Annotated in this window: 24 protein-coding genes and 1 tRNA gene; 7 read left to right on the top strand and 18 right to left on the bottom strand. The window is 48.0% G+C overall.

Features of this window, described 5'->3' with window-relative positions; translation table 11 throughout:
* Nucleotides 1–33: 33 nt before the first annotated feature.
* Together prdC and H6A32_RS06670 are read right to left on the bottom strand one after the other, a co-directional pair.
* The gene (gene prdC / locus H6A32_RS06665; RefSeq protein ID WP_087254618.1) at nucleotides 34–1,362 is read right to left on the bottom strand and encodes a proline reductase-associated electron transfer protein PrdC; all 1,329 of its coding nucleotides are present in this window, start codon (nucleotides 1,360–1,362) and stop codon (nucleotides 34–36) included.
* A 181-nt stretch (nucleotides 1,363–1,543) separates the two neighbouring features.
* Nucleotides 1,544–1,641 (bottom strand) — tRNA-Sec (locus tag H6A32_RS06670).
* A gap of 308 nt (nucleotides 1,642–1,949) precedes the next feature.
* Here H6A32_RS06670 and H6A32_RS06675 point away from each other — a divergent pair.
* On the top strand, nucleotides 1,950–2,987 hold the full coding sequence (locus H6A32_RS06675; protein WP_087168696.1) for a proline racemase family protein: 1,038 nt from the start codon (nucleotides 1,950–1,952) through the stop codon (nucleotides 2,985–2,987).
* Nucleotides 2,988–3,021: 34 nt separating this feature from the next.
* Nucleotides 3,022–3,609: a TetR/AcrR family transcriptional regulator gene (locus tag H6A32_RS06680; protein WP_087168697.1), complete on the top strand. Its 588-nt coding sequence runs from the start codon at nucleotides 3,022–3,024 to the stop codon at nucleotides 3,607–3,609.
* Between the two features lie 43 nt (nucleotides 3,610–3,652).
* On the opposite strand, the gene H6A32_RS06685 is transcribed toward H6A32_RS06680, so the two are convergent.
* From H6A32_RS06685 to yedF, 10 genes are all read right to left on the bottom strand, one after another.
* Nucleotides 3,653–5,635 (bottom strand): sodium-translocating pyrophosphatase, encoded by a 1,983-nt coding sequence (locus H6A32_RS06685; RefSeq protein WP_087168723.1) that lies wholly within the window; start codon nucleotides 5,633–5,635, stop codon nucleotides 3,653–3,655.
* Between the two features lie 129 nt (nucleotides 5,636–5,764).
* Nucleotides 5,765–6,001 (bottom strand): DUF3343 domain-containing protein, encoded by a 237-nt coding sequence (locus H6A32_RS06690; protein ID WP_087254621.1) that lies wholly within the window; start codon nucleotides 5,999–6,001, stop codon nucleotides 5,765–5,767.
* Complete coding sequence (locus H6A32_RS06695; RefSeq protein ID WP_343284064.1) at nucleotides 5,998–6,225, bottom strand: sulfurtransferase TusA family protein; 228 nt, start codon at nucleotides 6,223–6,225, stop codon at nucleotides 5,998–6,000. The genes H6A32_RS06690 and H6A32_RS06695 overlap by 4 nt, the downstream gene beginning before the upstream one ends.
* 31 nt (nucleotides 6,226–6,256) lie before the next feature.
* A complete protein-coding gene (gene yedE, locus H6A32_RS06700) occupies nucleotides 6,257–7,357 on the bottom strand; it encodes a YedE family putative selenium transporter (protein ID WP_087168700.1) in 1,101 nt (366 codons plus the stop codon).
* An 18-nt stretch (nucleotides 7,358–7,375) separates the two neighbouring features.
* Nucleotides 7,376–8,515: an aminotransferase class V-fold PLP-dependent enzyme gene (locus tag H6A32_RS06705; RefSeq protein ID WP_087168701.1), complete on the bottom strand. Its 1,140-nt coding sequence runs from the start codon at nucleotides 8,513–8,515 to the stop codon at nucleotides 7,376–7,378.
* A gap of 114 nt (nucleotides 8,516–8,629) precedes the next feature.
* Complete coding sequence (locus H6A32_RS06710) at nucleotides 8,630–9,535, bottom strand: selenium metabolism-associated LysR family transcriptional regulator (protein WP_087168702.1); 906 nt, start codon at nucleotides 9,533–9,535, stop codon at nucleotides 8,630–8,632.
* Complete coding sequence (gene selB / locus H6A32_RS06715; RefSeq protein ID WP_087254629.1) at nucleotides 9,532–11,448, bottom strand: selenocysteine-specific translation elongation factor; 1,917 nt, start codon at nucleotides 11,446–11,448, stop codon at nucleotides 9,532–9,534. The genes H6A32_RS06710 and selB overlap by 4 nt, the downstream gene beginning before the upstream one ends.
* A gap of 30 nt (nucleotides 11,449–11,478) precedes the next feature.
* On the bottom strand, nucleotides 11,479–12,873 hold the full coding sequence (gene selA / locus H6A32_RS06720) for an L-seryl-tRNA(Sec) selenium transferase (protein WP_087168724.1): 1,395 nt from the start codon (nucleotides 12,871–12,873) through the stop codon (nucleotides 11,479–11,481).
* 27 nt (nucleotides 12,874–12,900) lie between these two features.
* Nucleotides 12,901–13,950: a selenide, water dikinase SelD gene (gene selD / locus H6A32_RS06725; RefSeq protein WP_087168704.1), complete on the bottom strand. Its 1,050-nt coding sequence runs from the start codon at nucleotides 13,948–13,950 to the stop codon at nucleotides 12,901–12,903.
* A 168-nt stretch (nucleotides 13,951–14,118) separates the two neighbouring features.
* The gene (yedF, locus tag H6A32_RS06730; RefSeq protein WP_087168705.1) at nucleotides 14,119–14,727 is read right to left on the bottom strand and encodes a sulfurtransferase-like selenium metabolism protein YedF; all 609 of its coding nucleotides are present in this window, start codon (nucleotides 14,725–14,727) and stop codon (nucleotides 14,119–14,121) included.
* Between the two features lie 253 nt (nucleotides 14,728–14,980).
* Between yedF and H6A32_RS06735 the strand changes: the two genes are divergently transcribed.
* From H6A32_RS06735 to H6A32_RS06755, 5 genes are all read left to right on the top strand, one after another.
* A complete protein-coding gene (locus H6A32_RS06735; protein WP_087168706.1) occupies nucleotides 14,981–15,850 on the top strand; it encodes a class I SAM-dependent methyltransferase in 870 nt (289 codons plus the stop codon).
* Complete coding sequence (locus H6A32_RS06740) at nucleotides 15,850–16,461, top strand: carbohydrate-binding family 9-like protein (RefSeq protein ID WP_158099290.1); 612 nt, start codon at nucleotides 15,850–15,852, stop codon at nucleotides 16,459–16,461. Before H6A32_RS06735 ends, H6A32_RS06740 begins: the two co-directional genes overlap by 1 nt.
* A gap of 60 nt (nucleotides 16,462–16,521) precedes the next feature.
* On the top strand, nucleotides 16,522–17,253 hold the full coding sequence (gene nagB, locus H6A32_RS06745; RefSeq protein ID WP_087168708.1) for a glucosamine-6-phosphate deaminase: 732 nt from the start codon (nucleotides 16,522–16,524) through the stop codon (nucleotides 17,251–17,253).
* A 72-nt stretch (nucleotides 17,254–17,325) separates the two neighbouring features.
* A complete protein-coding gene (gene nagA, locus H6A32_RS06750; RefSeq protein ID WP_087168709.1) occupies nucleotides 17,326–18,441 on the top strand; it encodes an N-acetylglucosamine-6-phosphate deacetylase in 1,116 nt (371 codons plus the stop codon).
* 19 nt (nucleotides 18,442–18,460) lie between these two features.
* Nucleotides 18,461–18,808 carry a hypothetical protein gene (locus tag H6A32_RS06755; RefSeq protein ID WP_204863980.1) on the top strand — a complete coding sequence of 116 codons (348 nt, stop codon included), beginning with the start codon at nucleotides 18,461–18,463 and terminating at the stop codon, nucleotides 18,806–18,808.
* Between the two features lie 74 nt (nucleotides 18,809–18,882).
* Here H6A32_RS06755 and H6A32_RS06760 read toward each other — a convergent pair whose 3' ends face one another.
* From H6A32_RS06760 to H6A32_RS06785, 6 genes are all read right to left on the bottom strand, one after another.
* Nucleotides 18,883–19,542 carry an HAD family hydrolase gene (locus H6A32_RS06760; protein ID WP_087168711.1) on the bottom strand — a complete coding sequence of 220 codons (660 nt, stop codon included), beginning with the start codon at nucleotides 19,540–19,542 and terminating at the stop codon, nucleotides 18,883–18,885.
* Between the two features lie 20 nt (nucleotides 19,543–19,562).
* Complete coding sequence (locus H6A32_RS06765) at nucleotides 19,563–19,721, bottom strand: hypothetical protein (RefSeq protein WP_171027948.1); 159 nt, start codon at nucleotides 19,719–19,721, stop codon at nucleotides 19,563–19,565.
* Nucleotides 19,722–19,787: 66 nt separating this feature from the next.
* The gene (epsC, locus tag H6A32_RS06770) at nucleotides 19,788–20,705 is read right to left on the bottom strand and encodes a serine O-acetyltransferase EpsC (RefSeq protein WP_087254640.1); all 918 of its coding nucleotides are present in this window, start codon (nucleotides 20,703–20,705) and stop codon (nucleotides 19,788–19,790) included.
* Nucleotides 20,706–20,929: 224 nt separating this feature from the next.
* Nucleotides 20,930–21,565, bottom strand: a complete 636-nt coding sequence (locus tag H6A32_RS06775) for a GntR family transcriptional regulator (RefSeq protein WP_087168713.1) — start codon at nucleotides 21,563–21,565, stop codon at nucleotides 20,930–20,932.
* Nucleotides 21,566–21,611: 46 nt separating this feature from the next.
* The gene (locus H6A32_RS06780) at nucleotides 21,612–22,877 is read right to left on the bottom strand and encodes a hypothetical protein (RefSeq protein WP_087254646.1); all 1,266 of its coding nucleotides are present in this window, start codon (nucleotides 22,875–22,877) and stop codon (nucleotides 21,612–21,614) included.
* Between the two features lie 21 nt (nucleotides 22,878–22,898).
* A complete protein-coding gene (locus tag H6A32_RS06785; RefSeq protein WP_087254651.1) occupies nucleotides 22,899–23,492 on the bottom strand; it encodes an AAA family ATPase in 594 nt (197 codons plus the stop codon).
* Between the last annotated feature and the right edge of the window lie 11 nt (nucleotides 23,493–23,503).

Below are 23,503 nucleotides of genomic sequence, written 5' to 3' on the forward strand. Positions count from 1 at the left end.
AATGTGATGTACTTTTATGCCATACCGTTTCTTTTATTTCCCGTCTGGAAACTGTTCTACATGCTTGGAAACTCTCAGATATCTGTATAATGGATGTCCGATTGTTCTCATGACATGGTCTGTCTGATGGAATACTTTCAGTTTCATCTTCGGAGCAGATCCCATAACTGTGTTGGAACAGTCGGAGCAGTTACCGATAATGATGTATTCACATCCGTCTTTTTTAAACTGGATGTTATTCTTTGCCTGTCCCGGGCAGTTACCCGGTCTTTCACACTTAAGCGGTGCGCCCGGCTTGTTCTCAACAGCCTGCTTACATCTTGCTACAGATGCTACAACACCGTTCATCTTTTCGCAGATATCTCTCATACGTGCTTCGCTTCCGCCGCATGCGCAGACAAGAAGTCCGACTTTTGCACCGTGAAGGTTCGGGAAATCGATGGTCACGATGATACCGCCTGTCGTCTTTGTAACAGGAGCATCGAGATCTGTCGGATTTCCGGTGAAAGGTCCTCCCATAATGATCTCTCCGTATACGCCGTCAATACCGCCCGCACGTTCGATCATTTCCCCAACGCTTGTCCCTACCGGAACATTCATGAAGACGTGCGGCTCGTTTCCGCCGTTAAGCTTGCCGATTACTGTCATGTTCTTGACAAAGCACGGCTTTCTCTCCTCGATAGCTTCTGCCACTCTGGAGATCGTCTCCACATTGACTACTACCGCATTGGCAGCAGATGGAAGCTGTGTTGTCTCAAGCTCGATTCCAAGACACTCTCTGACAACCGCTCTTTCCTCTCCCATCGGGTAGATGTCCGGAAGAAGGTGGATCGTCATGGCTTCTTCATCTTTAATTGCAGTCCGAAGTGTCTCTACTGCTTTTTCATTTTTCTTCTTGATTGCAAAAATCGCTTTGTCAGCGCCTGCGATATCCATACAATATTTCACGCCGCGTACGATCTTGTCGCTCTCGGCCTCGATCTGTCTGATATTATGGTATAGACCAGGCTCACACTCGGCTGCATTGATAAGGATATAGCCATGATCCAGATGCGCGTCCAGCTTGATTCCTGTCGGGAATCCTGCGCCGCCCATGCCGACTACTCCGGCTTCTTTCACCATCTCAAGCGGTGTGCCCTCGGAAATCTTTTCGTACTCATCCGGCTGTTCTTCATCCGGCCTGATCACGATGCGATCTTCCTTTACTTCTTCTACCACACCGTAAACACTGGAGAAGATGTTCGCTCCAAGTCCGGTCGGTTTTGCTACAAGTGTACCCTTTTTTACCACATCTCCGGCTTTTACAACCGGTTCACATGGCGCTCCTACGTGCTGACGCAGTAAAAGTTGAATGTTTCCCATAACAACATGCTCCTTTTCTTTATATTTTATACGGGATATGAGCTCGGTCTCCAATATACGATCTGTCTCCCGTCGTGATCCACAGCAATGTTTGTTTATTGATGATTTCTATAAGATGCTCAGCGCGGTCATTTCCCGGCTGATATCTGAAGCCCGCATATTTACAGGCCTGTTTTCTTTCTGGCGGAGGCATGTGGGAATCGAACCCACCCAGGACGCTCTTAACGCCCTACACTGGTTTTGAAGACCAGGAAGCACACCAGTTACTCATCTACCTCCATGTTATGCTTTTTCGCATAGACAATTTACCACACTTGACGGCAAATTTCAACAGAAAAATAATTAAATTTTTGTCAATTGTATTTTAGCAAATAGCCGTTGACTTTTCAAGGCTTTTCAGTCATAATTGTAATAACTTACTAGACGCCGTACTAGAATGCGGTCTACTATATGGCACCTGCCGCTTCCGGCTTATGCCGCCGGTATTTTTTTCTGCATACCGTACAGCGTCCCGCCCGATAGATTTATCGCTTTTATCTATAGGCAATCAAAGTTTATGAAGTATTTTTTCTAAGGAGGATCTGATCATGGAACTGAACCCAAAATTAAATCTTGATAATTTTGAGGCATCTTTTTTAGCTGTGGATACACACACAGTCGGAGAATTTACACGTATTGTAGTTTCCGGTTTCCCGAAACTGGAAGGTAATACCATGATTGAAAGAAAGAACTATCTCGCAGAGCATTACGATCATTTTCGTCAGGCTTTGATGTTTGAACCACGGGGACATCACGACATGTTTGGCGCTGTTGTGACAGAACCGGTCAACCCTGAAGCTGATTTCGGCGTTATTTTCATGGATACCGGAGAGTATCTGAACATGTGCGGACATGGTACAATCGGTACAGTTACAGCCGTAATCGAAACAGGACTGATCGAAGCAAAAGAACCTGAGACAGAAGTCGTTCTTGAGGCTCCGGCCGGATTAATCCGTACAAAGGCTCAGGTAAAAGACGGAAAAGTTGTCAGCGTTACTTTGACAAACGTACCTGCATTCCTTTATAAAGAAAATCTCAAAACAGTCGTAGACGGAAGAGAAATTACTTATGATATTTCCTTCGGCGGAAGTTTCTTTGCCATTATCGATGCAGAACAGCCGTCCCTGAATCTTCACGTAGATTCCAAGACTGTTCCGTTCCTTCAGGATTTTGGAATGAAGCTTCTGGAGAATGTCAACAAAGAAGTAAAAGTAAAACATCCGGAGCTCGACATTACAACTGTAGACCTTGCCGAGTTCTACTGTCATACAGATACACCTGGATGCAGCCGCAGAAATGTTGTAATCTTCGGCGATCATATGGCTGACCGTTCTCCGTGCGGAACAGGTACAAGCGCAAAACTTGCCACACTGTACGCAAAAGGTGAAATCGGTATCGGTGAACCTTTCGTATACGAAAGCTTTATCGGCTCCCAGTTCAAAGGTGTTATTCTCGGTGAAGCAAAAGTAGGCGATTACAATGCTGTTATTCCGCGGATTACAGGATCTGCTTATGTTACAGGTCTTTCCACCTACGTCATTGACCCGGACGATCCGCTGAAATACGGATTCCGCGTAGGTCACTAGACCTCACAGTCATGCAGAAAGGACACAGATTTTTATGCCAAGAAAACGTTCTTCCACGAAAAGCCGTATAGTAAAAGCGGCATGGAATCTTTTTTACAAAAAAGGCTATGACAAAACAACCGTAGAAGATATTATCGCTCTTTCCAAGACATCAAAAGGAACCTTTTACCATTACTTCAAGGGGAAAGAGGCACTGCTGAATTCCATCTCCGATCTGTTTGACTCAAAATATGAAGATCTTCAGTCAAAAATTGATCCGGATCTGTCTGCCTATGATACACTTCTGTATCTGAACAGAGAACTGTTCCATATGATCGAAACGAGCATTGATGTCAATCTTATTGCGTTTTTGTATTCTTCTCAGCTTGTCACAAAAGACCACCGGTCGCTTCTTGACGAGCAGCGTCTGTACTTTACCTGGCTGAGAGAGATCCTGGAACACGCGGTGGAAACCGGAGAGTTTCATCCCGGCTGTACTGTCGATGAACTGCTCAAGATTTACGCCATGTATGAGCGTTCCATGATTTATGACTGGGCATTATGCCGGGGTACATATTCCCTGTCCGAGTACAGCGGGCGTCTTCTGCCCCACGTACTGGATACATTTGTTCATGGTATTTAAAGAGAATCCTGCACTTTTCGTGCAGGATTCTCTTTTTTCTTTTTTACAAAAGACTGCCGACCGAAAGGAACAACGGTGCAAACACCAGCGAAACAATTGTCATCAGTTTGATCAGAATATTAATAGACGGCCCCGAGGTATCTTTGAAAGGATCACCCACGGTATCTCCGACTACTGCCGCTTTGTGCGCCTCACTTCCCTTTCCACCGTGATGTCCGTCCTCAATATATTTTTTTGCGTTATCCCAGGCTCCGCCTGCATTGGACATGAAAATGGCCATCAGGACACCGGTTACAAGCGCTCCTGCCAGAAGACCGCCCAACGCCCCCGTTCCAAGGATCAGCCCTGTTACTACCGGAGATGCGACCGCCATAATTCCCGGGATCAGCATTTCCTTCAAGGCTGCTGTTGTAGAAATTGCCACACAGGATTTGTAATCAGGTTTTTCTGTACCGTCCATAATCCCCGGCATTGCCTTAAACTGTCTTCTTACTTCTTCGATCATCTGGTATGCTGCTTTCGATACACTCTGCATTGTCATGGACGAGAATAGAAACGGCAGCATTCCTCCAATAAAAAGTCCGATAATAACTCTGTTGTCCAGAATATCAATCTGATCCAGCCTGACTGCCTCAGCGTAGGACACAAACAATGCCAGCGCGGTCAGGGCTGCAGAACCGATGGCAAATCCTTTTCCTATCGCCGCTGTCGTATTTCCAACGGAATCGAGCTTATCCGTAATCTGACGGACCGATTCGTCCAGCCCCGCCATCTCTGCAATACCTCCCGCATTATCCGCGATCGGGCCATAGGCATCCACCGCAACAGTAATAGCCGTTGTAGACAGCATTCCTACTGCGGCCAGCGCAATTCCATAAAGACCGCTGCACTGGTATGCCGCAAAAATACCGACACAGATCAGAAGAACCGGCGCCGCTGTCGATTTCATTCCGACAGCCATACCGCTGATAATCGTTGTCGCCGCTCCTGTCTCTGACTGCTTTCCAATCTCTTTTACCGAATTATAATCTGCTGATGTATAAATTTCTGTGATAATTCCGATCAGCAGGCCCACAGCCAGACCGGAAATCACCGCTCCCGCCATCCTGAGGCTACCAAAGAACGCAAGGCTGAAGACAAGCGACACAACAACCACCAGTGCGCTTGATACATACGTTCCCATCTTAAGAGCTCTGTGCGGATTCGACTTTTCATCTCCTTTTACAAAGAAGGTCGCAAGAACAGAAGCAATCAGTCCAAGCCCGGAAATCACGAGCGGATACGCGACGCCTGCCGTCTCATGATATACGATTCCAAGTGTCAGAGCCGAAATCAATGCCCCTACATAAGACTCAAAAAGGTCAGCTCCCATTCCGGCCACGTCTCCGACATTATCTCCGACATTGTCCGCGATGACAGCCGGATTTCTCGGATCATCTTCCGGTATTCCGGCCTCTACTTTTCCGACCAGGTCAGCGCCAACATCTGCCGCCTTCGTATAGATACCGCCTCCCACACGGGCAAACAGTGCGATGGAAGATGCTCCGAAGCTGAATCCGGAGAGCACATCAATATTTCCTGTAATCAGATAAATCATGCTGACACCAAGAACCCCGAGACCTGCCACACAAAGCCCCATCACGGCTCCACCGGAAAATGCTATGGAAAGAGCCCGGTTCATACCGGATTTCATTGCCGCATTTGCCGTTCGGACATTTGCCTTTGTCGCCACCTGCATTCCAAAGTAACCGGCAAGTGTCGAAAACAGAGCACCTGCTACAAAGCACACGGCCGTTACAAGGCTTCTCGTTCCAATACCGATCAGTACAAACAGCACTACAACAAAGACTATCAGAATCCGGTATTCCGCCATCAGGAAAGCTCCAGCTCCTTCCGCAATGGCTTCGGAAATTTCCCGCATTCTCCTGGTTCCTGCCTCCTGTCTGGAAACCTTAAGCGCCAGATAAACCGCAAACAGAAGTGCCGCTGCAGCAAATACAGGAACTACTTTCAGCATTAATGTCATATCATCTCCTCCTCTCAATTTCATGACTTTGCTGTACTTTCTGCTTTTACAGAACAGCCCGCCCCGCGGAAATTTGTCCCCCCAAAAGCAAAACCGGATTTTCATAATGAAAATCCGGTTTTCTCCTGATTATACCATACATTCGTGAAGCTCTTCGTGTTCAATTCCCACCTGATCCATGATGTCAAGCACCGAATCCCTGTCCGTAAGATCCGCACACCAGGCAAGTCCGCATCCCGCCGAAATCGCCCTTGGTACAGGGATCAGTCTGCCATTCACTTCATGTTCTTTACAAGTCTTTTCCATTGCCATAGCATCTGCTGTCGTATGGAATGTCACTACCAGCTTTAATTCTTTCTTTCTCATGATTCAATCACTATTTCAAATTCAGAGCCCTTTTCCGTCACGGTAACCTTCTTGCCTTTATCTTTCGCGAATTTCTCTACATTCGTTCTCTGATGAGGTTCGCTTACAAGTACCTTTACCGGCTCCGTCGTTCCTTTGATCGCCTCTGCTGTCAGCATGATCGGTTCCGGACAGGAAAGTCCTCTTGCATCTACTTCCTTCATTTCATTATCATCCTTTCTCATAGAATAACATACATTTCATTAAAATACCATACTATTTCGCCATTTTCCGCTTATTTGTCAATGCAATTATGAAACATACGACAATACAGATGACAACTGCAATCTGACCTGCTGTGCTGACTCCGCCTGCGGACGCTGCCTTGTCCGCAGTTGCCGCACTTGCTGCCGCGCCTGCCAGTCCAAAGTTATGTGATACAGCAGCGCCGACAAACAGTCCCAGTACCGTGACTGCGGAATCGGAAGATCCCTGTCCTGCCAGAACGAGCTGGCGAAGAGGACATCCACCGGCAAGTACTGCCGCGAATCCTACCGCATACATCCCGAGAATATTCCACAGATGCGCGGAATGTGCGATCGGCTGTCCACTGAATCCGAGGTGGAATCCGCCTGTTGCGATATTATAAATCAGCATAACTGCAAACAGTCCTACGATAACAGAAATCAGATCGAAACTTTTGACAAGAATAATATCACGGATACTTCCCGCAAAACACATTCTGGATTTCTGCGCAAAAGCTCCAAAGATCAAACCACCGATCAGAGAAATCAGAATCGGGGCGTGAAGGGCTCCCGGGCCTGCCCCCGGCTCTGATGCAGCAAGCAGTGTTGTGCATACGCTTAAAATCAGAATTCCCACCATCAGAATCGGAAGTACTGTACCACTTGCGGCATTGGTCTCATGTGCCCGTCCAAGGCTGAATCCTTTCTTCAGGAAAAATGCTCCTGTTGCAACGCCGGCAGCAAATCCGATCAGGGCAACCCATGCATTCAGGTCACCTGCTGACATACGGAGTACCATACGAAGCGGGCAGCCAAGGAATGCAAGAGAACCGATCATAATGATCATTCCAAGGACAAAACGGATCATCGGAGAAGATCCTCCGGTAGACCGGTATTCCTTTGTCGCTAATGAGATCGCAAATGCTCCCAGCACAATTCCTACAATTTCAGGTCTGGCATACTGTACTGCCGCCGCGCTGTGGAATTTCAGAGCTCCTGCAGTGTCCCTGACAAAACATGCGATACAGATCGCCATATTCGCCGGATTTCCTGTTGCCGCCAGAACTGCAGCAACGATACCGCAGACAACGCCGGCAAGCGCCAGTTTTTTCTTTGAGTCAGATAAATTCATTCTCTTTCCTCCTGTTCCTTATTCTTCTTTCGCGAGTTCTTCTACTGCACGGATGGCAGTCTGAATCTCTTCCTCAGTATTGAAATGGGAGAAGCTGAAGCGTACGGATCCCTGTTCTACCGTACCGAGCGCTTCATGCATCAAAGGCGCGCAGTGTCCGCCCGGTCTCGTGGAAATGTCGTACGTCATCAGAAGTTCGTCACTGACTTCCGCGGAATCATAATCCCCGATATTCAGTGTAACGATCGGGCATCTCTCTTCCGTCTCGAAATCACCGTAGATTTTCACGCCGGGAATATCTTTTACCCCCTCGTAAAACATCCGCATCCACTTCTGCTCGGTTCTGCGGATCGTATCAATCCCAACACGTTCGATGTAACCGAGTGCCGCATTCAGTCCTGCGATTCCATGCCCGTTGAGTGTGCCTGCCTCCAGTGCCGTCGGCATTTCAGACGGATGATGATGATTGTATGTCTGTACTCCGCTTCCTCCCATCTTCAGCGGACGAATCTTCAGTCCTTCTCTCACATAAAGCCCGCCGGTTCCCTGCGGGCCCAGGAGTCCTTTGTGTCCTGTAAAGCAGAGTACATCCACATGCATGGCTTTGACATCAATCGGGAAAACCCCCGCCGTCTGGGATGCATCCACAATATAGAGAACACCATGGTCATGTGCCATCTTTCCGATCCTTCCAATATCAACCAGATTTCCCGTCAGATTGGATCCGTGTGTCGTCACGATGGCCTTTGTCTCTGGACGGATTGCCTGCTCGATCTCTTCATAACAGATCCTGCCCTTGTCATCACTCTTTACAAAAGTCACTTCCACTCCTTTTTCCTGAAGATCATAGATCGGCCTGAGGACAGAATTATGCTCCAGTACAGTCGTAATTACATGATCTCCAGGATCTATCAATCCCCGAATTGCCGTATTCAGGCTTTCGGTAGAATTGGATGTAAACGCGATCTGCTTCGGATCCTCCGCACCAAAGAGCTTTGCCAGGCGCTCTCTTGCTTCATAAATGATCCGCGCCGCCCCCAGAGATGCTGTATTGGCACCTCGCCCTGCATTTCCAAGGGAACCCATTGCATTTACAACCGCATCGATCACTTCCTGCGGCTTATGCATCGTAGTCGCCGCATTATCAAGATAAATCATAGTCTCTCCCTCCCATTACCTCTAGTATATCTTTTTTATCAAATCCAGTCTAATTTAAAAACCCTATGAAAATTGCCAATTTATAGAAACATTCTATAAATTGGCAATCTGTAATTACTTGTGAATTTGATACATTTCTTTCACTACTTTAATAAACCGCTCAGCGGATTTTGAAAGGTGAAAGTTTTTATTGTAAACGACATTCAGGTCCCGGCCTTCTCCTTCACCCGGCACCTTGCGGCAAAGCACCTTTCCTGTTCTGACTTCTTCTTCCGCTGCCAGTCTGGAGATAATGGAAATTCCCATTCCGTTCATGACGGAACGTTTAATTGCCTCCTGGCTCTCCATACTTGCGACTACGGTAAGCTGATCCACATCGATCCCGTAGCGTTTCAGCTGTTTTTCCGCTTCCTTTCGTGTCCCGGATCCTTCCTCCCTCATGATATAGGATTCTGATTTCAGCCAGTCCAGATTTTCCTGCTCCATAAGCGCCTGATACTTTTCCGTATTCGGCATAATGATAATCAGTTCATCCTTATAGAAAGGAATATATTTGCAGAACTTCCTCTCGAGAACAGTTCCGGAAAACCCGATATCAGCCGCTCCCCCGGAGATCAGTTCGATCACTTTGGAACTGTCCGTCTCAATGACCTTAAACTGCTCTTTCGGATATTTCTCAATGAACCTTGCCAAAATCCCCGGCAGAATATACTGCGCCGGAATTGTGGATGCCGCAATTGTGATCTTTCTGACATCCGACTGTCTCTCTCCGCAGAAACATGCCTCAATCTGCTCTTCCAGATCAATCATCTGTTTTGCGTAGCTGTAGAGAACGGTTCCATCCTCGGACAGACTCACCTCTTTTGTATTTCTGATAAACAGCCTTGCATCCAGCTCCTTTTCCAACGAGGCAATATGTGCGCTGATCGTCGGCTGTGTCAGATACAGCTCCCTTGCCGCTTTGGAAAAGCTCTTCTTATCTGCAACACATACGAATGCCTCCAACTGTTTTAAATTCATAAATATGCAACCCTTTCGCTCTCTGCTCCTGTTTTCTTAGTCACTTTCTGGCTGTCCATATATTCCAGGATCGGCTTGGCGCTCTTCCGGCTTGTTCCAAACATATCCCGCACCTCAGCAATCGTAATCAAACCGTCCTTCTGAAGTTTCTCAATAATCTTTGCTTTTGCTTTCTCCATATAGGACGCCAGTGTATACATTTCATCGTTGATCTTTACGACAGTTCCGTCGGAAATCAGCACCTGAAGCACATCTTCCTTCACTCCGTCCGGGAGCTTCGGAAATACGATCTCTGAAAAACGGACAAAATCATACCCCGCTTTCTCAAAGGTCTCAAGAATCGTCCGGGATGCTTTCTCAAATACCGCATCTTTTGGTATCTCATAAGCCGGGGCATGGAGGTACTCTCCGCTGCGTCCGATCTTTCCCTCATTTATCAGCATTTCAATATACATGTCAAATACATTTGGCTTGACCTGCTTCATAAAGCGCATATGCACTTCTGCCTTCGGCATACCCGGCCGGTACGGATGAGCCTTATGGAATCCTTCCAGCTCTTTTAAAATGGACTCTGTCATGCTCTCCTGCGAACTTCTGTGCCATACATAGGTATCTTTCTTCATAGGGAACACATGAATCTGTCCTGCCGCCTGCAGCTCTTTTACATCTTCCTCCACTTCCTCCGGTGCAAGCGCAGTGATCTTGGCCAGTTCCGCAACTGTCACCATAGTCTTGTCATGCTGGCGGATATGAAGCTCGATCACATCAGCAGAGGAGCCGGACTCTTTTTTCTTCAGTTCCTCAATCACATCCGGCTGGAATCTCTTCTTCCATTTCGGATTCGGCTCCAGAATCACGCCGCCCCCGATGGTCTCCATTGGAGAATAGAAGCGCACAACAAACCGGTCGCCTCTTCGCACGGCGATCTCCTCCTCCAGACGCAGCTGCACAAAGCCGCTCTCGCCCGGTCCGATCTCCTCTTTATCAAGCAGGACGGCACGGCACAGAACTTCGCTTGTCCCTGTAAACAGGTGAAGTCTTGCATTATTGGTAAGGATCCTCATGGAAGATGGAAGAACATTGAGCCTTACGTCCAAAAGATCTGTATTTTTCATATTTTTCGGCGGCGCAAGAACACAGCCCCTCTTGATCTCAGACTTTTTGATGTTGGAGAGATTAATGGCCACACGCTGTCCGGCATAGCAGACATCCACATTTTCGCCGTGGACCTGGATATTCCGGATTTTACATTCTTTTCCGATCGGATACATGCAAAGGGTATCCTCTTTCCGGATTGTCCCCGCAAGCAGGGTTCCGGTAATGATTGTCCCGAATCCGGATATGGTAAACGCACGGTCAATCGGAAGTCTCGGAATCGTATGAATATCTTTTTCCGTCACTTCATTTTCCGTCATCCGCTGGATCGTATCGATAAGATCAGGCAGCCCCTCTCCTGTAGCGGCGGATACCTTTACAATCGGTGCATTCTCAAGGAATGTGCCATGCAGTTCCTCACGCACTTCCTCCTCGACAAGCTCCATCCACTCTTCATCCACAAGATCGCATTTGTTGAGGACAATGATACTCTTCTCAATACCAAGCTCGCCAAGAATGTCCATATGTTCTCTTGTCTGCGGCATGATTCCCTCATCCGCCGCGATTACAAGCATGACCAGATCCATCCCTACCACGCCTGCAACCATATTGTTGATAAAACGCTCATGTCCCGGCACGTCGATAATCCCTGCCCGGTCGCCGTTTGGAAGGTCGAAATAGGTAAATCCAAGATCGATCGTGATCCCTCTTCTCTGCTCTTCTTCCCATCGGTCTGTATTTCTTCCTGTCAGCGCCTTGATCAGCGTCGTCTTTCCATGGTCAATATGACCGGCTGTTCCTATGATAATGTGTTTCATGTTATTTCATTCCCACTGTCTCTATCGTAATTATAATATCTGCTTTAACTCGTCTGCCGCAAGCTTCATCCGGTCTTCCTCGATGGTCCTCACATCCATCAGAATCGTATCGTTGACCGTCCTTGGGATGATCGGAACCTCCAGATGGCGCATTGCCGTCTCAAGCTCCGGAACACTCATCGTTTCCGGGCGGATGCCGACAGCCATACTCGGAATCCTCTCAAGCGGAAGAGATCCCCCTCCGATCTGGGATTCACACTTCTGAAGAGTGATAGCCGCCTTAAGTCCTTTTCTTTCCAGCATCCGTTTAAATCGTCTTGCAGACTTTTCCACCTCTTCGGCAGATTTTGTAATCATGCGAAGAACCGGAATCTTGTTTACCGCGTTTTCTTCGCTTAAATATTCCTGTAATACCAGCTCCAGCGCCGTCGCCGTAAACTTGTCGATACGGAGGGCTCTTGTCAGCTGGTTCTTCTTCATTTTATCAATGTATTTTTTCTTTCCGACGATAATTCCCGCCTGCGGTCCTCCAAGAAGCTTGTCCCCGCTGAAGCAGACTACATCCGCTCCCTTCCGGATGGAATCCTGTACCGTCGGCTCATAAGTCAGTCCGTATTTACTCAGATCAATGAGTACACCGCTTCCGAGGTCTTCGATAATCGGAAGATCATACTCCTGTCCCAGCGGAATCAGATCGTCGATGCCTACGGACTCGGTAAATCCGACAATCCGGTAATTACTTGTGTGAACCTTCAGAAAAGCTTTCGTCTCCTCTGTGACAGCATCCGCGTAATCAGAATAGTGCGTCTTATTCGTCGTTCCCACTTCCACAAGTCTGGCTCCGCTTTGCTCCATCACGTCCGGAATCCTGAATTTCCCGCCGATTTCCACAAGCTCTCCTCTGGATACGACAACCTCTCCTCCTTTTGCCATGGAACTTAAAATCAGCATAACGGCAGAAGCATTATTATTGACTGCCATGGCAGCCTCCGCTCCCGTAATCTTGCAGAGAAGCTTCTCAAAGTGAGAGTACCGCTCCCCACGTCTGCCGGCCTCCAGATCATACTCCAGATTGGAGTATCCGCATGCTACTTCCGCAAGCCTTGCCATATGCTCCCTGCTGATCGGGGCACGTCCCAGATTGGTGTGGAGAATCGTACCTGTCGCATTGATCACCGGGCGCATATCCGGCGTATGCATCTTCTCCACCCGCCGGATAATATCCGGAATCAGATTGTCAATTCCGCGGCGGATCGTCTCCTCTTCGTCGCATGTCCGGATCAGTCCGCGCACATACTCTGTCTGCTCCCTGATAGCATCCATCACCGTGTCTCGTTCATAAATCGAAGCTGCGTTTTGGATTCTTTCATCTTCCAGCAGTATATCCACCTTCGGAATACTGCGGTAAAAAATATTTTTGTCCATTTTCGTCTCTTTTCCATTCTCCGGCATCTATACAAGCCGGATGAATGTGTTGTCCTCCTGATCTTTTTCCGATACTTCACCTATCATGGCCACCCTGGTATCCAGTCCCTTTTTCTCAAAATCTTCCATGACAGCATCTGCCTGCTCCGGCGCAACACTGATCAGAAGCCCTCCGGATGTCTGCGGATCATAAAGGAGATCCACGTAGTGTTCCGGCGTACTGCCGATATCCACATACTGTCCGGAATGTCCTCTGTTTTTGTACGCCCCTGCCGGAATCAGTCCCATCTTTGCATACTCAACCGCATCCGCAAAATACGGGATCTTTCTCACATCCAGATTCAGGCACACTCCGCTTGCAGTTGCCATCTCGGCCCCGTGTCCAAGAAGCCCGAATCCTGTCACGTCCGTGCAGGCGGATACGTCATACTTCTCCACAACCTCTTTCGCTTTCTTGTTGAGAGAAGACATGACAGTCTCTGCCTCCTTGATCGCTCTTTCAGAAGCCATCTCCGCTTTGATCGCCGTATTGACGATACCGTTTCCAATCTGCTTTGTCAGAATAAGCTTATCTCCCGGCCTGCAGCCGTAATTTTTAAAAATCTTCTTCGGATGAACGAATCCGGAAACACAGAGTCCGTATTTCGGTTCATCATCCTGAATGGTGTGTCCGCCCACCAGCACGGCGCCTGCTTCCATCACCTTGTCCGCTCCGCCTTTTAAGATTTCTCCTAAAATGGACGGATCCAGACAGTTCGGGAATCCGACGATGTTAAGCGCCACCTTCGGCTCTCCTCCCATGGCCCACACATCGCTTAACGAATTGGCTGCCGCAATCTGGCCGAACATATATGGATCATCTACGATCGGAGTGAAGAAATCAACCGTCTGGATCATGGCGATGTCATCTGTCACCTTGTAGATCGCAGCATCATCCGCTGTCTCTATTCCGACGATCAGGTTGTCATCATGGAATTTCGGTAGCTTACCCAGAACCTGGGCAAGGGTCTCAGGACCTATCTTGGCGGCTCACCCCGCCGTCTTTGTCATTTGTGTCAATTTCACATCCTGAATCATCTTTTTCTTCTTCTCCTTTCGCATGTACTTATAGAAAAAACTTATAACTTTTTTATTATATCATAAACCGAAACAAGATCAACCAAAAATCTACGTTTCCCGTCAAAAAAATATCAGGATCAGCACAGTCTGATGCCGATCCTGATGTATACTTCCATACTGTTGTCTTTATGGTCTGATCACTTTTGATGCCTGTTCCATCGTCTCTACAATGCTGTACATATTTGTTACTGTTCCGACAGCCAGCTTCTCTTTCAGTCCATAGTAATCAAGACATGTTCCGCACGTCATGATCTCAACGCCCTGTGCCTCCAGATTCTTCAGATCTTCCAGAGAGTCGGACTCCTCTGTCGTCAGTGTCGCGCCTCCATTATAAAAGAGCATGGTCTTTGGCAGCTCCTCAAGCTGTGTCACCGCAAAGAGGAAGCTTTTCATCAGGACTTTTCCCAGCTCCTCGTTTCCGCTTCCCATCTTGTCCGAAGATACGACAACGATCGTATTTCCTCTCTTGTCCGGTGTGCAGGAAACCTCTTCTTCAGCCTCTTCTGCTGCCGGTGCACCTTCCATCTCAATCAGGATGCGGTATTCTTTCTCCGCTTTCTTTTCGGATGTTACTTTTCCGCCTGAGGACTGAGCCATCTTTGTCACATTCTGAACAGCGATTTCGTTATCTACCAGCACTTCGATTGTATCCGGTCCTGTCAGCTCCTTCATTGCTTTCTTTGTTTTAATTACAGGAATCGGACAATTATCTCCGATTGCGTTTACTTTGATCATTTCTTGTTCCACCTTTCCTGTTTAGTTCCATATCTACCGATTATTTTAACACTAAGCAAATAGCCGGTAAACGGATTTACTTATCGATTTTTCGTATATCAATCATTTGCTTTTTCTATAGGTTCAGCTCAAAAAGGGTGTTTTTCATTGAGCTTTTATTCCTTTACTGCTATAATAAACAGGATTATGGAGGATTCACAAAACGGAATCACACCGTCACGATAAATATCAGATATAGAAAGGATTGTTAATCATGTGGATTGCAGATGGTTGGAAAGATTATGAAGTCATAGACTGTTCCGGCGGGGAAAAGCTGGAACGCTGGGGTGATTACATCCTGGTCCGCCCGGACCCGCAGGTAATCTGGAATACTGAAAAGACAAACCGCGGGTGGTATCATCCAAACGCACATTATCACAGAAGTAAAAAAGGCGGCGGAGAATGGGAATTCTTCAGCCTTCCGAAGCAATGGCAGATCCATTACCGGGATCTGACCTTTAATCTGAAGCCTTTCAGCTTTAAACATACGGGACTCTTCCCTGAACAGGCGGCAAACTGGGACTGGTTTTCTGAAAAAATCCGTTCCGCCGGACGCCCGGTCAAGGTGTTGAACCTGTTTGCCTACACCGGAGGAGCCACTCTTGCGGCTGCCGCTGCCGGAGCGCACGTCACTCACGTGGACGCTTCCAAAGGCATGGTCACATGGGCAAAGGAAAATGCTGCTTCCTCCGGCCTTTCGGACGCGCCGATCCGCTGGCTTGTGGACGACTGTATGAAATTTGTCGAAAGAGAAATCCGCAGAGGAAATCATTATGATGCCATCATCATGGATCCGCCTTCCTACGGCCGCGGACCAAAAGGCGAGATCTGGAAGATCGAGGATGCCATTCATCCTCTGATCCAGAAGTGTACACAGATTCTGTCCGACAAGCCGCTGTTTTTCCTTGTCAACTCTTACACAACCGGCCTCGCTCCTGCAGTTCTGACCTATATGCTCGGCACGGAGTTGAAACAGTTCCACGGTCATGTGGACTCTCAGGAAATCGGTCTTCCGGTTTCTTCAAACGGTCTTGTACTTCCATGCGGGGCAAGCGGCCGTTGGGAAAGCGGGGTTTCGGCATAATGAAAATTCAGATCCTCTCCTTCCCGGAACAGTTATCTTCAGAGGGCACCTCATTTGAGGTGTCCCATTTACTCTGGGGAACGAAATTTGCTCCTCCCGTTACAGGCCGGATCGGATATGTGCCCGGTGACGGATTCTACGTGGAAATGACCTGTTTTGAGACAGATCCGCTCCGCCGTCAGACCGGTTTTCAGGTTCCTGTTTACCTGGACAGTGCCATGGAAGCGTTTTTTCACTTCCCGTTTTCCGGAAAGCGAAGCCGGAAACTCTCTCCGTATATCAATCTGGAATTCAACGCAAACGGCGCTCTCCTTGCCCAGTACGGATTTGCCCGTACCGGCCGTACCCTGTTTTCGGAAGCAGAATGCCGTGCGCTGTCACACCATGTCCGTCTGATGCCGGACTGCTGGAAACTGACCTTCCATCTTCCGCTTTCCCTTTTGGAACAGATTTACGGAATCACAAAATCCGGTCTTCCCGATACCTTTTCCTGCAACTTTTATAAGATTTCGGAAGATCCGTCCATCGAGCATTACGCTGCATTTTCGCCCATCCTGTCAGACGCTCCGGATTTTCACAGACCGGAATTTTTTGAAAAAGCCACGTTTTGAAAGTACTTTCTCTTTTTATGTGTTATACTGTAACTATCAAACAAAAGGGAGATTTTAGTCATGAGATTCTACGTGGAAAAAGATTACGATGCTCTGAGTCAGAGAGCTGCCAACATCATCGCAGCACAGGTTATTTCAAAACCGGACTGTGTACTTGGTCTGGCTACAGGTTCTTCTCCGGTCGGAACCTACAAAAACCTTGTTGCCAAATACGAGAATGGTGACCTTGATTTTTCACAGGTGAAGACAGCCAATCTGGATGAGTACAAGGGACTTCCAAAAGATAATGATCAGAGCTACTATTATTTCATGCATGATCATCTGTTTGATCATGTAAATATCGATCCGGCAAACACCAATATCCCGGACGGCACATGCGAAGACAGCGAAGCAGAATGTGCGCACTACGAAGAAGTCGTTGCTTCTCTCGGCGGTGTGGATCTTCAGCTTCTCGGAATCGGACACAATGGTCATATCGGATTCAACGAACCGGGCAGTGAATTCCCGAAAGCAACACATTGTGTTGACCTTCAGCCAAGTACGATTGAAGCAAATAAACGTTTCTTTGCTTCCGCTGATGATGTTCCGAAACAGGCTTACAGCATGGGAATCGGAACCATTATGCGCGCAAAGAAAATTCTCCTTATTGTAAGCGGAGAAGATAAAGCTGAAGCGGTCGCAAAATCATTCTTTGGGCCTGTTACACCGGAAGTACCTGCATCAATCCTGCAGTTCCATCCGGACGTAACCGTTGTAGCTGATGAGGCTGCTTTTTCCAAAGTTCCTCGTTAACATGTAATCAGGAATGCCGGGAGGAAGGATTCTTTCCCGGCATCCTTTTCTTTCAGACAAAGGAGTACTATTATGATTATCAAAAATGTAAAAGTATACGGGGAGGATTTTCACTTCCATCCGGGTGATGTAGTGATTGAAGACGGACTGTTTTGCGAAACTGCTTCCGGTTCCGGTGAAGTTGTGGACGGCGGCGGTGCCTACGCCATTCCGGGACTGATTGACATTCATTTTCACGGATGCATGGGAGCCGACGTCTGTGATAACGATCCGGAAGCACTTCGGACAATTGCCGAATATGAAGCTTCCATAGGTGTAACAACCATCTGTCCGGCCACCATGACACTTCCTTCAGAAGAGCTCAAGAAGATTCTTGCTACCGCTGCTTCCTACACAAATGAGCAGGGTGCACATCTTGTGGGTCTGAATATGGAAGGGCCTTTTATCAGCATCGCAAAGAAAGGCGCGCAGGACGAAAGGAATATCATTCCATGTGATGCCGCTCTTTTTAATGAATTTCAGGATGCCGCAAAAGGGCTGATCAAATTTATCGGCGTTGCGCCGGAAATGGGTCTGGAACGGACACTTGATTTTATCCGGAAAGTGAAGGACAACGTATCCGTTTCTCTGGCACATACAAACGCTCCATATGCAGACGCAAAGGCCGCTTTCGATGCCGGAGCCTGCCATGCGGTTCATCTTTTCAATGCCATGCCTGCATTTACCCACCGGGAACCGGGTGTTGTCGGCGCTGTATTTGACAGTCCACATGTATTCGCAGAGCTGATCTGTGACGGAGTCCATATTCATCCGTCCATGGTACGGGCTGCCTTTGCCATGCTTGGTTCCGAAAGAATCTGCCTGATCAGTGACAGTATGCGCGCCACAGGAATGCCGGACGGCTCCTACACCCTCGGCGGACTGGATGTCAATGTGTCCGGAAAACATGCCACTCTGGCAGAGGGTGGAGCACTGGCCGGATCCGTGACAAACCTTGCCGACTGTATGCGTACCGCAGTAACCGAGATGGACATTCCGCTGGAAGACGCTGTCCGTTGTGCCACCTACAATCCGGCACGCGCACTGCACCTGGAGCATCTGTACGGAAGCATCTCTCCGGGCAAAATCGGAAATCTGGTCCTGTTAAATCCGGATCTTTCCCTGAAACAGGTTATCATCAACGGCTAATGACAAGGAGGTGCCGGATATGAACCATCAGGATTTCATCTCCCGTCCGGGATTTGTCTACCGGATCGGAAATCAATATTATTACCTTGGAAAGTGGATCTGTCAAAAATGCAGTGATTCTGATGCTACAGACTCCCACTATATGTATGAACTGGCATATAAGGAACAAAATCCCGCGGACCTGAACCTCTATTTCCAGAAGCTTCGGGCCTACAGCGATTTCGCTCTTACGCCTCCTCTTGACAAAGAAGGCGTACACCGTGCTCAGGATCTTCTTCTGGAAAGTCTGTCCGACATACAGGCAGAAGACCTGACACATCAGATTCACGTCTTTGAGGAATGCTACAGCCGCTTTCTGAATCTTTAGGACGTACGCACATTCCTCATACATCACAAAATCAGCCGCACAGAGAAAGACTGCCTTTTCTGTACGGCTGATTCTTACTTTTCTTTCAGTATACTGATCACATCAAACAATGATTCACACTGCCATGTGCTGAGACTTTTGATCTCCTCGTCCGGCCTGACCAGATCCGGTATGACAATCGGATACATGCCCGCCGCATACGCAGAACGGATTCCGTTCGGCGAGTCCTCCAGTGCGGCCGCTTCCGAAGGCTTCACTCCAAGTTTCTCACATGCTTTCAGATAAATCTCCGGATCCGGCTTGGCATGTGTGACCATATCGCCAAAGACCGCGGCGTCAAAATAATCCCAGATCCCTCCCTCTTTCAGAAGCGTTCTGGAATAGGCCTCCCCGGACGAAGTGGCGACCGCCAGCAGGTATCCTTCTTCTTTTGCGTAGGAAAGCAGCTCATCCACACCCGGCTTTTTCGGAACTCCTTCCGTCTCCTTCAATTCATAGAAAATCTCCCTTGTCATCTGATTAAAGGTCTCTACCGGAAATTCCTCTCCAAATGTCTCCCTGAAATACCTGCTTCTTCTTACAACATTAAACCCGAGGGTATGATAGATGTGATCTCCTACGTTTGGGTATCCCAGCCGTTCTCCGGCGATATACCACGATTTTTGGACCACTTTCTCCGAGTCAAAGAGAAGCCCGTCCATGTCAAATACCAGTGCCCTGATCTTTGGCTGCATCGTCTTTCATCCTTTCTGCTCTATAGTTTTCCGCTTCCCATGGCATCCTTTACATAGGAGGTCACGTCTTCAAGCTTTTGCAGAATTTCCTGACGTTCTTCCCACTCTTCGCCTTTGAGATCAAGGTCTACCAGTGCCTGTTTTACTTCTTTTAATTTTAAAATCAGTTCCTGTCCCATAAACTTTCCCTCCTGTTGTTCTTTTGCCTATATTTTACTACTTCCGTCTTCCAAGGTAAAGGAGTTTTAGTTTTCCCACTCCCAGAGATTCTTCTTTTCCTGATTTTCTTTTGGCGTTTTGAAAATCAGTTCCGGGCTCTTGGCGCTTACTTTCGTGTAAGGCGGCACGGACTCTGTAATGAAAGTATTTCCTCCGATAATGCAGTGTTCCCCGATCACTGTATCTCCACCAAGGACGGTGGAATTCGAGTAGATCGTCACATGGTCGCCGATGGTAGGGTGTCGTTTCAGTCCGGCAAGCTTCTGTCCGTTTCTTGTAGACAGCGCCCCCAGCGTCACGCCCTGATAAAGTTTGACATAGTCACCGATCTCGGTCGTCTCCCCGATTACAATTCCGGTGCCGTGGTCAATAAAGAAATATTCTCCGATTCTGGCTCCCGGATTGATATCGATCCCTGTTCTTCCATGCGCATACTCTGACATGATCCGCGGAATAAACGGGATCTTTTCACCATAAAGCACATGGGCAATCCGGTACACATAAACCGCGAACAGTCCAGGATAGGAAAAGATAATCTCCTCCCGGCTCTGGGCCGCCGGGTCCCCGTCAAATCCAGCCTGTACATCTTTGAGCATCAGATTCTGGATATCCGGAATCCGGGAGAAGAAGCGGTCCGTCACTTCCTGAGCCTTCTGCTCTACATTCTCTTCTTTCCCCTGATATCTCAGCGCAATGGTGATCTGCTCTTTCAGCGCATCGTAAAGATGGTTGATCCGGTATCCTGCATAGTAGGCGGTATCCAGTTCCAGCGCGCTGTCTTTTCCAAAATATCCCGGAAAAATAATCTGTCTGAGATCACGGATAATCTCAATCACCGCCGCGCGCTCCGGAAGCCTCCGCCCTTTTTTCGGCATGAACAGTTCCTCAGTGAGGTAATTACGGTTCAGTTTTTCTACAACTTCTTTTATCGTATCTTTTTTCATAATGACTCCATTTTCTTTTTGCTTTATCTTATTACAGTGTGAATGTGATGTCAACCTTGTTCTTTTTCATGCAGTCCTCTCCCTTCCCTGACGTTCCGGGCCGGGTAAAAGAAAAAAACAGGAAGATCTGCATCAGAACCTCCTGCTCTTTTTTGTGAGTTACATTATAGCCATGAATGACAACTCTATTTTATTTTAAAGTTGTTACTTTTGCAAGTACTTTTTTACTGATGCGGATACATAAATTTCTGTACCCTTTCCGGACATTCCTCATCCCCTGTATAATACAGGATATCATTGAGTTTAAACACCGCTTTTGGCCCCGGAGACATCATAAGCACTCCATTTCTCCTGATTGCGATCACGGTCGCAAAGGTTTCCTGCCAGAAATCCACTTCCCCGACAGTCCGGTCCAGATAAGGAGTCTGATCTGTAATCACAATTTCATACGGGATAAATGGATTGGTTGACCGGTAACGCTCAATCTGATCAATCATCTCTGTCAGATAATCATAGAGCTCTTTGATTTCCTGCTGCTGGCGTTCCACACTGTCAAGAATATTCCGTTTTAGATTCTGGATTGATTTTGTCTGTTTCTGCTGCTGAAGAAAATTCTTTGCATTATCCACCGACTTGATCAGAACACCGCTGTTTTTCTCAATCGTCACCACATCCCAGTCCGCAAGAATGCACATTGCTCTGCGCGCTGTCTCCGAAGAAACACTGTACTGACTCCCGATGGCGGATCTTGCATAGATTTTCTGATCCTCCTGATAAATTCCATTTACAATTTTATAGGCAATATCCGTAGCAATCTGCTGATACTTCGGGATTCCGTTATCTGCTCTTCTCTTATTCATTCTGTCTGTCCTCCCTTTCTTTGCATGTCGGATCTTTTCTTTCGTGCTACCGGATGACGGAATAATGATGCGGAGATGTGATCTGCGCGCTCCAGCAGCTGCAGATACCGTTCCTCCGCCCCTCGCACCAGTCTGCGCTGGTACAGTGCATCGTTACATCCGGGACGGCGAACATGCCGCTGTAACGTCCGGATACCTTCCCGTTCTCCTGTCCCGCTACGTACCCGTTGGATACGAGGAAGTGCTTCGGAGCATACTCCGAGAAATCCCAGTAACAGGCATCCGTCCCATGTCCCGGAAGCGTAATGCACCAGTATTCTCTGTGAAGTCCGGCGAGCCCGTCCTCATTTGCCGCCAGCCATGCCGCCCTTTCTTTCCAGGTGTTTCCTGTATAGAGAAAATTCCTGCTGCTGTCTTCACGGGTATGAAAAATCAGTCCTGTCCTGTCATGAAATGCTTTCAGAATCTCAAGATGTTTCTGGCACCGTTCCACCATTCCAAGAAACCGCTCGTTTCTACGCAGCTTTCTGAAGTCCGACCGGAAGTTTTTGATGTCCTCTTCCAGTTCCACCGGGATTCCTTCTTCATTTCTCGGAACATCCGCGCTTCTGGAAATGGCAAGAAGCCGCATGTAAATCTCTCTCATTCTTGAGGAGACCCGGACCAGTTCTCTCCACATGCAGCGGTCCTGCTCATAAAAAGCGTCGAGAATCCCCGCGGACTTAAGTGTCTGTTCCATCTCCGCTTTCAGTCCGTCTTTCTGCGGCCAGAGTACCTGATACCTCCCGCCGATGCTCTCTCCCCTTTTCAGGAAACAAAGCCTGCCCGGAAAAGTTAAAAGTACTTCCATCAGGCTGGTAAGTGTCACCGCTTTTCCCGGAAGAAACCCTCCTCTGGAAAGATCCTGCAAAAGCAGCAGAGCAAGCACCTCGTTCATCCACCGTTCCGAAAAGAGATCCGGAAGGTATACAGTCCGGATTCCGTCACCCGGCCGTACCCGGCCTGTCTGGAGGAACCCGCTGATATGTTCCGGATCAAACTGTGTAATCAGCAAATCATATCCCTCTTCTGCCGCCCGGTCCTGTATCTCCCGGTAAATCTCTCCGCTGTCTGTCCCATTGATTCTTTTATTGCGGGTTCCACAGTTGACTGCCAGTTTTTCTGTTCCGTCTTCCAGCAGGAAACATTCTCCAAGCCCCATATTGTACATCTGTATTTCCATATTCCGGTCCTCTCTTTTGTCCTTGTTCCAGACTCCCCCTACGTCTGACAGGAGATCCCCTGCCGTCCGGCCGGAATCTCCTGTCTGCATTCGTCTGTCTGACTTTTCTCTTTACTCCTCATCCTGGAGTTTTCGTACCACTTCTTTCATGGATTTGCGGAACTCTTCTTCATTGGAATTATAAAACAGAAGGAGCTCCTGATCTTTGCTTTTGTCGTTCAGTTCTTCCGGGATGGAAAAATCAGTCTTTGCCATGTACTCATCCCAGTGTGCCAGCTTCCATGTGTCACGGTCGCTGTTTCTCCGGATCATCCTCTTCTTGCAGATTGCCGGATCTGTGACAACCCACACAACATAAAGTCTTGCATTCTTTCGCATCAGATCCTGCCGGAGGCTCTCCATAAATCTCGGATTTCTGACCTCACGGGTAAACGGCGCGTTGATCAGCGCAATGTCATCGTATTCCAGCGCATCCACTGCCATATCCAGAATCGCCGCATATTCGTAATCACGGATATGTTCTTCAAAGAAATCCGAGCTTCTGTCATATGGCTGATTTGCCACTTCAAAAATCTGTCTGCTCAGAATAATCAGTGCATCTTTATCCAGATATACAACATGCTTCAGTTCTGCCGCAAGTTTCATGGCAACATAGGTTTTTCCGCATGCCGGTGGTGATGTAACTAAAATGAGTTTCTTTTTCATGGATTCATGCC

It is taken from the genome of Drancourtella massiliensis (assembly GCF_016900655.1).
GTDB classification, from domain to species: domain Bacteria; phylum Bacillota; class Clostridia; order Lachnospirales; family Lachnospiraceae; genus Sellimonas; species Sellimonas catena.

What these genes read in the sequence shown, in the direction of transcription:
- H6A32_RS06765 (WP_171027948.1), bottom strand. Translation starts at nt 19,721, where the DNA reads ATGGGACAGGAACTGATTTTAAAATTAAAAGAAGTAAAACAGGCACTG.
- nagB (WP_087168708.1), top strand. Translation starts at nt 16,522, where the DNA reads ATGAGATTCTACGTGGAAAAAGATTACGATGCTCTGAGTCAGAGAGCT.
- H6A32_RS06685 (WP_087168723.1), bottom strand. Translation starts at nt 5,635, where the DNA reads ATGACATTAATGCTGAAAGTAGTTCCTGTATTTGCTGCAGCGGCACTT.
- nagA (WP_087168709.1), top strand. Translation starts at nt 17,326, where the DNA reads ATGATTATCAAAAATGTAAAAGTATACGGGGAGGATTTTCACTTCCAT.
- yedF (WP_087168705.1), bottom strand. Translation starts at nt 14,727, where the DNA reads ATGATCAAAGTAAACGCAATCGGAGATAATTGTCCGATTCCTGTAATT.
- H6A32_RS06675 (WP_087168696.1), top strand. Translation starts at nt 1,950, where the DNA reads ATGGAACTGAACCCAAAATTAAATCTTGATAATTTTGAGGCATCTTTT.
- H6A32_RS06695 (WP_343284064.1), bottom strand. Translation starts at nt 6,225, where the DNA reads ATGAGAAAGGATGATAATGAAATGAAGGAAGTAGATGCAAGAGGACTT.
- H6A32_RS06760 (WP_087168711.1), bottom strand. Translation starts at nt 19,542, where the DNA reads ATGCAGCCAAAGATCAGGGCACTGGTATTTGACATGGACGGGCTTCTC.
- epsC (WP_087254640.1), bottom strand. Translation starts at nt 20,705, where the DNA reads ATGAAAAAAGATACGATAAAAGAAGTTGTAGAAAAACTGAACCGTAAT.
- H6A32_RS06690 (WP_087254621.1), bottom strand. Translation starts at nt 6,001, where the DNA reads ATGAGAAAGAAAGAATTAAAGCTGGTAGTGACATTCCATACGACAGCA.
- yedE (WP_087168700.1), bottom strand. Translation starts at nt 7,357, where the DNA reads ATGAATTTATCTGACTCAAAGAAAAAACTGGCGCTTGCCGGCGTTGTC.
- selA (WP_087168724.1), bottom strand. Translation starts at nt 12,873, where the DNA reads ATGGACAAAAATATTTTTTACCGCAGTATTCCGAAGGTGGATATACTG.
- prdC (WP_087254618.1), bottom strand. Translation starts at nt 1,362, where the DNA reads ATGGGAAACATTCAACTTTTACTGCGTCAGCACGTAGGAGCGCCATGT.
- H6A32_RS06785 (WP_087254651.1), bottom strand. Translation starts at nt 23,492, where the DNA reads ATGAAAAAGAAACTCATTTTAGTTACATCACCACCGGCATGCGGAAAA.
- H6A32_RS06755 (WP_204863980.1), top strand. Translation starts at nt 18,461, where the DNA reads ATGAACCATCAGGATTTCATCTCCCGTCCGGGATTTGTCTACCGGATC.
- H6A32_RS06710 (WP_087168702.1), bottom strand. Translation starts at nt 9,535, where the DNA reads ATGAATTTAAAACAGTTGGAGGCATTCGTATGTGTTGCAGATAAGAAG.
- H6A32_RS06780 (WP_087254646.1), bottom strand. Translation starts at nt 22,877, where the DNA reads ATGCAGACAGGAGATTCCGGCCGGACGGCAGGGGATCTCCTGTCAGAC.
- selB (WP_087254629.1), bottom strand. Translation starts at nt 11,448, where the DNA reads ATGAAACACATTATCATAGGAACAGCCGGTCATATTGACCATGGAAAG.
- H6A32_RS06735 (WP_087168706.1), top strand. Translation starts at nt 14,981, where the DNA reads ATGTGGATTGCAGATGGTTGGAAAGATTATGAAGTCATAGACTGTTCC.
- H6A32_RS06705 (WP_087168701.1), bottom strand. Translation starts at nt 8,515, where the DNA reads ATGATTTATCTTGATAATGCGGCGACTACGATGCATAAGCCGCAGGAA.
- H6A32_RS06740 (WP_158099290.1), top strand. Translation starts at nt 15,850, where the DNA reads ATGAAAATTCAGATCCTCTCCTTCCCGGAACAGTTATCTTCAGAGGGC.
- H6A32_RS06775 (WP_087168713.1), bottom strand. Translation starts at nt 21,565, where the DNA reads ATGAATAAGAGAAGAGCAGATAACGGAATCCCGAAGTATCAGCAGATT.
- H6A32_RS06680 (WP_087168697.1), top strand. Translation starts at nt 3,022, where the DNA reads ATGCCAAGAAAACGTTCTTCCACGAAAAGCCGTATAGTAAAAGCGGCA.